The organism is Paenibacillus sp. CMM36, from assembly GCF_053570945.1.
In genome coordinates this window covers 1-11,519 of sequence record NZ_JBSEDY010000030.1, presented here as the reverse complement: position 1 = coordinate 11,519, position 11,519 = coordinate 1, and the positions used below count along the sequence as shown (strand labels likewise).

1 rRNA gene and 2 pseudogenes are annotated in these 11,519 nt (G+C 46.8%); all 3 read left to right on the top strand.

The features are described from left to right. The first annotated feature begins 16 nt into the window (after positions 1–16). A pseudogene (locus ACWA2B_RS27070) lies at positions 17–9,380 on the top strand (amino acid adenylation domain-containing protein). Between the two features lie 12 nt (positions 9,381–9,392). Further along, positions 9,393–10,647, top strand: a pseudogene (locus ACWA2B_RS27065) (MFS transporter). 650 nt (positions 10,648–11,297) lie between these two features. Next, positions 11,298–11,519: ribosomal RNA gene (locus tag ACWA2B_RS27060) — 16S ribosomal RNA — on the top strand; the annotation flags it as partial.

Genomic DNA, 11,519 nt, shown 5'->3' with positions numbered 1-11,519 from the left:
TTGAGGGGGAAATCCGATGAGTAAAAGGCTTGAAATCGAAAAAGTGGCCAATTTAACGCCTTTGCAGGAGGGGATGCTCTTTCATACAGTGATGGAGCCGGAATCACAGGCGTACTATGAGCAAGTACGAATGATCATCCGGGGTGAACTGAACCTGGAGGCTCTGCAAAAGAGCTTCGAGACTCTGGTGCAGCGTCACGAAACGCTTCGTTCGAATATTTATCATAAAAGTGCTTCCCGTTCGCGGCTCATCGTGTTTAAGGAGCGAAATCCAACGCTTCGTTATGAGAATCTGACGAATATTCCCGAGGCAGAGCAAGCAGAGGCCATTCGCAGCTACGCAGACGCAGACCGAAACCATCGTTACGATCTGAGCAAGGATTTGCTCATTCGTCTGGCTGTGCTTCAAACCCAAACGAACGCATATACGCTGCTTTTAAGCTTTCATCATATTATTATGGACGGCTGGTGCCTCGGCATCGTTATGGACGAGCTGTTCGCGGCTTATGAAGCGCTGAAAGCGGGGAAGCCCGTACAACTGCCAACACCGCAGCCCTATACTGGCTATGCCCGCTGGCTGGATAAGCAGGATAAGGAGGCGGCGAAGGAATACTGGCGGTCCATCTTGAACGGCTATGATCAGCCAGCCGTGCTGCCAACCCTGCCTGTAGCCCATCCGCTCCAGCCAGATACCGGGTACTTGCTGCATGAGCATAAAGTAACACTCACGGATGAAACAACCCGTCAATTACGGACGGTGGCTGAACGCAACGGAACAACCCTTAGCAGTCTGTTTCTAGCTGCATGGGGAGTGGTGCTTGGAGGATACAACCAAAGTAAAGACGTCGTCTTCGGCACCGTTGTTTCCGGTCGACCGCCGGAGCTTGAAGGTGTTGAACAGATGTTGGGACTTTTCATTAACACCATACCGGTACGAATCAAATTGGATGCAGATCTGCCATTCTCAGGTCTGCTTCGCGAAGTGCAGCGCAGCGCGATTCAATCACGGGCATATGACTATTTTTCACTCGCTGAAATACAGTCCCAGTCAGCACTCAAGCAGCAACTCATGGACCATTTTGTTGTATTTGAAAACTACCCGCTGCAGGATATGGTTGGCCGGCCTGATCTGAAGGAACGACTTGGATTCGTCGTGGAGGACGCTCAGCTGTCCGAAGAAACACCTTACCACTTCAACATCGAAGTGGAGGACGGAAAAGCGTTGAGCTTTATGCTGTCCTACAACAACTATGTCTACAGCGATGAAGCGATGACACGATTATCTGGGCATTTGGAGCATGTACTCGTCCAAATTGCACGTACACCAGAACTCCTGCTGCGGAACATTCGTCTGCTGACCGCTACAGAAGAGATGGAACTCACCAATGTATGGAGCGGGCCGATTACCGACTATCCTGCTGGAACGTTTCATGGAATATTTGAGGCGCAGGCAGAACGTATCCCGGAACAGACCGCCGTCATCTACGAAGACACCGCACTTACCTATCATGAGCTGAATGAGAAGGCTAATCTGCTTGCTCAAGCACTGCAAAACCGTGGGGGCAAGCGTGAGCATCTCGTCGCCGTGATGCTTGAGCGTTCAGCAGACATGATTATCGCTGTGTTAGGGATTATGAAGGCGGGAGCTGCCTACGTACCTGTCGATCCGACCTACCCGAAAGAAAGAATTGCTTACATGCTTCAGGACAGCGGAGCTACGATTATGCTCACGCAGTCTTCCTTGACTGAACTATTAGCCGATGTGGATTTTGCGGGGGAAGTGCTGGACTTGCCAGCGTTACTTCAACAGGCTTCACAAGCGGAGCATTCCCATCAACAAGCGCCTATCTACGCACCTATTCATGATCCCGAGGCTTTGGCCTACGTCATTTACACATCGGGAACGACGGGCAACGCCAAAGGCGTGATGATCGAGCATCGCCATTACGTAAATACGGCGTGGGGCTATAGAGAAGCTCACCAGTTAAAAGAGTTTCCCGTCAAGCTCCTTCAGATTGCCAGTATGTCGTTCGATGTCTTTGCCGGTGATCTGGCCAAGACATTCGTGAACGGAGGCACCATGGTCATTTGCCCACAGGATGTGCGCAACGATCCTCCAGCTTTGGCCCAGGTTCTCGAACAGCACGAAATTACGACGTTTGAAGTTCCGCCAGCCTTGTTGACGTTGCTTATGGCCTACGTATATGAACACGGTACAGATGTCAGCGCCATGAAGCTGCTTACTACAGGCGCGGATAGCTTTGGCGTTGAAAACTATCGGACGCTTTTGAATCGCTTCGGCGATACGATGCGCATCATGAATACCTACGGTGTAACCGAAGCGGCTATTGATTCCAGCTTTTATGAAGAAACAGCTGAACGTTTGCCTCCATCAGGTATCGTCCCGATTGGAAAGGCACTGCCGAATCATAAAGTATATATCGTGGATGAGGCTTTTCGTCCGCTCCCTGTCGGCGTAGCCGGGGAGTTGTGCTTGGGCGGCGCTTCTGTGGCCCGCGGTTATTTGAACCGTCCTGACCTGACGGCGGAGAAATTTGTACCGAATCCTTTTGTAAAGGGAGAGCGTCTGTACCGCACCGGAGATCTGGCACGCTGGCTGCCGGATGGCAACATTGATTTCATCGGTCGGATTGACTTTCAGGTGAAAATTCGTGGCTACCGGATCGAACCTGGTGAAATTGAGTCGGCCTTACTCCAATTGGATGAGGTACGCCAAGCGGTGGTCACGGATAGAACGGATAAAACCGGACAAAAGTATTTGTGCGCCTACGTAGCAAGTACAACCGACAAATCCTTTCTGCGGACAGAGCTTGCCAAGCAGTTGCCAAGCTATATGGTGCCCGCACATATTATCGTGCTGGATCAATTGCCTTTGACCCATAACGGTAAAATTGATCGACGTGCGCTTCCAGAACCCGAAGATTTTGTGTTGACCGACGTCGAGTATGAAGCGCCGCAGAGCGAACTGGAGCAAACACTCGCTTCCATCTGGGAGGAAGTCATTGGCGTTAAGCCGATTGGTCTGCGCAACAACTTTTTCGAGCTTGGTGGCGATTCGATCAAAGCGTTGCAAATCGCAGCCCGATTAAACGCGAAGGGCCTCAAAATGGACATAAAGGATTTGTTCCGCCATCCGCAGATTGATTTGATTGCTCTTTATATAAAAAAAGTAATTCGGACCATCCCGCAGGGGGCGGTACAAGGTACAGTGGAGTTGACACCGATCCAATGGGAATTTTTTGAGCATCATCGTATAGAACGTCATCATTACAGTCAGGCTGTCATGCTCCAGAACCCCGAAAGATGGAACGAAACCTGGCTGCGAAGCGCCGTGGACAAGCTGACCATGCACCATGATGCCTTGCGCATTACCTTTGATGAACGTGAAAAAGAACCTGTCGCCTATAACAGAGGCACAGCCGAAGGTGAACACTTTACATTGGAAAGCTACGATTTTTCACATGCTGACCAGCCTGAGGAAGAAATCGCGCAGCTCACTGACGCGTTACAAAGCAGTTTTAATTTGCGTAACGGCCCGCTTGTGCGTTTGGCTTTAATACGGCTACAGGAATCCGATCATTTGTTAATCGTCATTCATCATCTTGTCGTAGACAGTGTGTCGTGGAGAATCCTGCTGGAAGACTTGGAAACAACCTACCAACAGTTAGCTAACGGTGAAAAGCTACAGTTACCCGCCAAGACCGATTCCTACAAAGAATGGGCAGCACATCTGTCCAAGTATGCACAAAGCGCACTGGCGCGTCAGGAAATCAGCTATTGGAATACGGTAGAAGCTCGTGAAATACTTCCGCTGCCAAAAGATCATGAGGTTCCAGATAGCTTGATCCGTGACGTACGCAAATCCGAAGTGACACTCAGCCGGGAAGAAAGCGAAAACCTGCTAAAACATGCGCACCATGCTTACAATACAGAAACAAATGATATTTTAATGACGGCGCTAGGACTGGCTTACCGGGAATGGAGCGGACATGCTGAAATTGCAGTCCAGGTGGAAAGTCATAGCAGGACGGAATTGATTAAAGACATTGACGTATCACGTACAGTTGGCAGGTTTACGTCCGTGTATCCGTTGGTGGTAAATGTGAGCAAACCCGAAGATTTGGCCCATCAAATCAAGCTGGTTAAGGACAATTTGCGACGCGTACCCAACAAGGGTTTCGGCTATGGCATTTTACGCTACTTGACCGACAGGGAGCAGCAGAATAGGGTAACCTTTTTTTCTGCCAAGCCACCTGAGATAAACTTTAGCTTTGACGGAGAAGCCAGAGAAGGTACGACATGGCGTACCTCGCCACTATCCACGTTTGCCGGTACTGAAATCAACCCTCTGACTAAAAAAGCGCCCAGCTTTGATATTCATGGTGCGGTGGCTGACGAAAGACTCCGCATTGTATTCGAATACAACGCACGTGAATATGAAGCATCGACGGTGGAGCGACTTACAGCCAGCTTTAAGAATCATCTGATCGAACTTATTCGCCATTGCTGTGCCAAGGATACAGCAGAACAAAGCCCGACGGATTTTACATATGGGCAATTGTCTCTGGACCAGTTTGAAAATATTGCAAATCGCTTGTCAAATAAGCTGTTAAACCACCAAGTGAAAATTAAAGATCTCTATCCGCTATCCCCGATGCAGGAGGGAATGCTATTTCATTCCATACTTGATGAAGAGTCAGAGGCTTATTTCGAACAAACGATCATTACCATTCATGAAGCTATGGATACCAACCTAATCAGCCGAAGCTTACAAAAGCTGATTGACCGATATGATATTTTCCGTACGGTATTCATGTATAAGGAGGCGGATCGTCCGCTTCAGGTTGTACTGGGGGAACGATTAGCTGCTCCTGTCCATACCCAAGATGTGCGTAGTTTACCGGATGCGGAAAAGCACAGACGACTTCAAGCCATTTTACAGGAAGAGCGGCAGAGAGGTTTTGATCTGGAAAAGGAGGTTCTCATCCGGTTAGCGCTTGTACAGTGGGATGAGGACACCTCAAAGCTCATCTGGATCTCTCATCATATTATTATGGACGGCTGGTGTCTGAGGGTGGTAGCCAAAGATTTTTTTGATATTTACACATCGCTTCGGGACGATACTCCTTTAAAATTAGAGCCTGTCCAGCCATTTAGCAGCTTTATTCAGTGGTTGGAAAGACAAAATAAAGAGGAAGCAGCAGCATACTGGAAACAATATGTGGCTGATTTTGAAAATGAAACTGTCGTGCCCGGCTATACTCAATCCGTCGATCCTTCATTTCAGGTAGAGCAACTCATATGCACATGGGGAGAGCAGCTGACCCAAGGCATGGAACAAATCGCCAAGCAAAACCGTGTCACCATCAGCACCTTATTTCAAACCGTTTGGGGCTTATTACTACAAACGTACAACAACAGTAAGGACGTCATTTTCGGGTCTGTTGTGTCGGGCAGACCTGATGAAATCTCCGGTATTGAAAATATGGTCGGATTATTCATTAATACCATACCCGTACGTATTAAAAGCTCCGCTGAACTGCGGTTTTCCGACTTGCTTACGTCTATACAGGATTCCTTAATGGAGTCCAATCGGTATTCCTATTTTTCCTTGGCTGATATTCAAGCCCATAGTGTACTAAAACAAAACCTGATCCAGCATATTGTCGCCTTTGAAAACTTTCCCGTTTCGGAAGAACTTACTGGATTAGAAAAAAAAAACCAAAGCACTCCGTGTTGGTGAAGTAGAGGATATTGAACAGACGAATTATGATTTGAATGTAATCGTCATGCCTGGGCGCGAGCTGGAAATCAAATTTAGCTATAACGCGCTGACGTATAACAAAAATGCGATCAAACAATTGGCTGCTCACCTCATCCAAATGATGGAGCAAGTTATTCAAAACCCAAATATCCGGGTTTCGGAGATTGATCTATTGACAGCGGAGGAAAAACAGCAGCTCTTATTTGATTTTAACGATACACGGAGACCGTATCCATCGGACCACACCATACATCACGTATTTGAAGAACAGGCTGAGAAAACACCGGATGCAGTAGCTATTGTATTTGAAAATCGTGAGCTAACCTACCGCGAATTAAATAAAAAAGCTAATCAGCTGGCCTCGAAGCTGCAGAAACTGGGTGTTGCGCCGGATACCATCGTAGGCATTTTGACTAAACGTTCACCAGAAATGATTATCGGTATTCTTGGTATTTTGAAGGCGGGTGGAGCCTATTTGCCATTGGAGCCTTCTTATCCGCAGGAACGGATTATGTTTATGCTTCAGGATAGCGGTAGCGAAATTCTGCTAACCCTATCCGACAAGGGAAAACAGATGCACACTTTCGATTTTTCCGGTACAGTTCTGGATCTGGCCGACATCAGCTCCGACGACTCCGACGACTTCATTTTTTCCGAATCGACAACGGCAGACGATCTGGCCTATGTCATGTATACATCTGGCTCAACTGGACGTCCCAAAGGTGTCATGATTGAACATCGGAATGTCATACGGCTGGTGAAGAACACCAATTACGTACCATTTGCCGAGAACGAACGCATTTTGCTGACCGGGGCGCTCGTGTTCGATGCCTGTACCTTTGAAATTTGGGGAGCATTGCTGAACGGATTGCGTTTGTACATTGTACCGGAATCCATAATCTTGGATGCTGTTCAGCTTGGTGAAGCGCTGGATCGATATCATATTACAACGATGTGGCTGACATCGCCCTTGTTTAACCAACTCACACAGCATAAACCAGATCTCTTTGCTTCTCTAAAGCACTTGCTGGTGGGCGGGGATGTGCTTTTACCTGGGATCATTAATACGGTTAGAGCACATTCTCCGGGACTGAACGTTATCAACGTCTATGGCCCCACAGAAAACACAACATTCTCTACTTATTTCCCGATTGATAAGGAATATAACCGCATTCCTATTGGTCGCCCAATTGGCAATTCAACTGTTTATATTTTGGACTCTTCAAGCAGGCTGCTGCCTATTGGTGCTCAAGGGGAAATTTGTGTTGGTGGGGATGGTCTGGCGCGCGGCTATCTAAACAGGGATGATCTGACCCAGCTAAATTTTGTCCCTAATCCATTCATTCTGGGCGAAAAAATATATCGGACAGGTGATTTGGGCAGATGGCTACCGGACGGCAATCTGGAGTATCTCGGACGGATAGACCAGCAGGTTAAAATCCGCGGATATCGTATTGAACCCGGTGAAATTGAAACCCAGCTCATGAAACATGATGCAGTTCGGGAGGCGCACGTAGCGGTAAAAAGCACGAAGGATGGTCAAAAAACGCTCTGTGCTTATATCTCAACCGACGTACCGCTATCCAAGAGTGATATGAAGACCCATTTGATTGACCAGTTGCCGGATTATATGATTCCTGCCCAGTATGTGTTCCTGCCGGCGTTTCCCCTGACAACGAACGGTAAAATCGACCGCCAAGCATTGCCTGAGCCAGAAATGACCAGCGGTTCCGATATGGAATACGTTGCTCCAAGAAATGAAGTGGAACAACAGTTGGCGAACCTGTGGCAAGCGGTGCTTGGCGTTGAAAAGGTCGGCATTGACGACGGCTTTTTCGAGCTTGGAGGTCATTCATTGAAGGCCATTCAACTGGTATCGAAAGTACATGAATCGAACATTCCGCTGGATATACATCAATTGCTTCAATATCAGACAATAAGAAGTTTGTCTGATCTTTTACAACGTGTTGAAGAGGGCGGAGTGAACGCGGATACGCTCATTGCGAAAGCTCAGGAGGTTGAGCGGGCTATTACAGAAGCGTTTGGTGTACAGGTCTTTCTTCAGACTGTTTCCACCGATAATCAAAACTATTTGTTCCTGCAAGTGGAGCCTTTTCACGTAGAACAAGTTCAGGCAATCTCAGAATTTATCCAATCTCATATCCATCCAGACCTGCACCCGCATTATATCGTCCGCTGGGGAACCGACGAACCAGATAGAATTCTCGGAGCTATACCGACAAACGAAGAACAAGAAACCTTACTTAAACAACAGGCCGATGTATGGCTTGCCAGCATTGCTGAGTTAAATACTGAGTGGAATACCAATATACTAAGTCTGAATGCTATTGGGCGCTATCCGCTTGCACCAGCTCAGCATTACCATTTGCAACATTTTACAGGCTCGGGTATGGCTGTGCAGTTAGATAGCTACTTGAACACCGAGCGTTTGACCGTAACGATTCAGCGGCTTATTGAACGCCATGAATTGCTAAGAAGCGTACTTGTTCAATCATCAGGAGCATGGGAATGGGAGTTGCGTCCAGTTCCAGAGCATTTTTCTTTACCGACTGTTGATCTCTCCGGTCAGCCGGTACAAGCACAACGCAGGCTTCTTTCTTCCATTGCTTCTAAGTTATTTTTAGAACCTTATAAACTTACACAGTCGCTGCAGTACCGGATCGTCCTGATTCGCTTAAATTTGCGGGAACATCTGCTATTGCTCCCTTGCTCGCACATCATTTTTGATGCTACGAGCAGCGACATCCTGCGCAGACAACTCCTTGATGAATATCATCGTCCGCAGCAGACGGCACATGCGACAGAAGAGGTGCAATACCGGGAATATGTAAACCATATCCGCCAAGGCCCTCAAGGAATCGGGGATCAGGAAATCAGCGAGCAATTCAAACTCCAAACGTTTGGTGAGAATAATGATCGTATCCATGTGCTGACCGAAGAACGCAACTATGCGGACACTACCAGATATCGTTGGGAGCTGAATTTAAGCGACATTTCAGAGCAGCACGGCGCTGCGAATATGTGGGATATTTCGCTTCAAATGGCTGTACGTTTTTTCAGCAGCTATTTCCAACTCTCTGATGTTCCGCTTTGGATTACTAATTATGGAAGACAATATGGCGACCGAAACTATTTTGGAACCGTAGGCGAGTGTATTGATCATATACCCGTTGTGCTGCAGGAAGATGACTCTGAATCCTATGAAAAGAGTATCCATACCCACCTGGACTTTGCTTCACGCTATCATTTGAACTTTTTCAATCTGATCTTCAATGCTGAAATGGAGAAAGCTTACCCGGTATCCAGCAGCATTTTGAAAAAAGGACTTGAACAGCTGCCTATCGTATTCAACTATTTGGGTGAGGGACGAGAGGATGCAGAATTGCTCGACAATCTGCATACCGAAGGCACACAGGCCAATGTCAACAAGGTTATTTTTTTTGAGTCAGAGCATGTAGGGGATATTCTGAAAATCTCACTTACCATTCCATATCATGAGAACGACCAGTATATTCATCAAATCTTCCAGACTGCTAGTGACAGGCTCTTGAATGCTTTGACCATTTTGCAGTAAGGAGATGAAGATGTGAACCCATTGTTTAAGGATAGCCGTTTTATCCGATTTTTTGCATCTCGTACTTCTGCCAATATCGCAGACAGCATTTATTCTATCGTCCTGCTGTATTTTGTTCAGCAATCGACACAGTCGGTGGCGATGACCAGCTTCACGTATACGGCCGTATCTGCGGCGTCGATTTTCAGCTTTCTCGTGGGTCCTTTGGTGGACCGTTATTCACCGCCTTTGTTAGCCAGTATCGCCTTGTTTACGCAGGCTGTGCTAATTTTGGCCGTCCCGTTTCTCATTCAGGACGGGATGGTCAATCTGGTCGCTATCCTTGTTATTGTATTCATTGCATCCTGCTTCTCCGCACTGTTTTATCCGGCCAATAGTAAAATGCTGCCGCAATTGATAGGCTCGCCGGATTTGATTGTCCGGGCGAATTCCATGATTTCGTCGACGGATCAGGTTATCAATATTGTCGGATATCTGGCTGGAGCCTCGCTCATCATCGCAATGGGGATGAAAAACACGTTTTTTCTAGCCGGCGCGATGCTGTTTCTGGCAGGCTTTGTATATGTCAGGCTCAACAAGCAAATTGATGCTCCTCCGGTGGAAGACACGAACGGAAGGAGTTCGCTAAAGCTCGTGTACTATTTGAACGAATTGAAAGAAGGGTATCTTTTTGTAAAACGGCACACCTTCCTGAGAATTATGCTTCCGTTCTTTGCGCTGACAAACTTTTCGATGGCGATCTTGGTCATAGCCATGCCTTCTATCGCAGTATCCTATGGCTCGCCGATCTATTACAGCTTGCTGTATGTAGCCTACTTTATAGGTATTTTCATCGGTTCCTTTCTGGTCAGTGTATTGAAAAAGAATGGCATTACCATCGCGGTTTCCTGGGTAGCCATGGGACTGGCAATCTATGTTTTTTCCCTTGTGCCCGAGATGTGGATGAAGCTGCTGGCAGCTCTGTTATTAGGCATTTTTACTGGCATCATCAATGTGCTGCAAACGTCTTTGATTCAAATTATTACACCGCTGCCGTTACTGGGACGTGTTACAGCCTTTTTAAACACCTTGTCGAATGCGGCTCTGCCATTAGGGGCCTTGATTGGAGGGGCGCTAGCTTTACGGTTTTCTCTGAGTGAGGTTCTTTTTTTTCAGTGGACTGATTACTGTACTATGCGGATTGATTATGTTTCTGGTTAAGGATATCCGCCAGTATCAGATTCCTTCTGGAGAGATTGGAAGAGTTGCCCCTTCCCAGAATTCATAAGCCATGTGCCAATGCCAGGTTCTCATCATAGAACCTGGCATTTTTTGTATGTCTGGCCTCGCCATGATAAGGCTTTATCATAGACAAAGGTAAAACTATCGTTACATTTGGACACCAAAGGAGATACAAGATGGCTGAGTCTTTTAAAAAAATATACACAGCGAATTTTCTTCGCTCTTTCGGTGAAAGAAGTATAAACAGCTTATAGCTCGTTTGATACCCAGGGATTTATTCTTCAAATCATGGACGAGACGTGGGATGGGCTGGAGCTAAAAGAACGAATAAATCGGTATAATTTACATGTAGTATTCAGCAAACCTAAATGATATATTATTCATCCGGCCGTAAGATAGGCTGTGATGTAATGGTTCAAAAATTCAAAAGATCGTCTATGAGTTATTATTTACCAGTAGTATGAATCACCAATGTATGATATATTAATTGTCTGGCCCAAGAAAAGCCGAATGAGAAAATTGATCTTTGAAAACTGAACAACGAGTGAGTGCGGATTTTGCTTGCAAAATCCAACGCTGAAATTTTGGTACATGCCATCCAGGCTGTATAAAATGGAAGCAAACAAGAGATATTTTTATCTCGTCAGTTTCAAAATGAGCTTATCGCTCTTTCTATAAACCAGCTTCGGTTGGTCTTTAATGGAGAGTTTGATCCTGGCTCAGGACGAACGCTGGCGGCGTGCCTAATACATGCAAGTCGAGCGGAGTTGTTTAGAAGCTTGCTTCTAAACAACCTAGCGGCGGACGGGTGAGTAACACGTAGGCAACCTGCCCACAAGACAGGGATAACTACCGGAAACGGTAGCTAATACCCGATACATCCTTTTCCTGCATGGGAGAGGGAGGAAAGACGGAGCG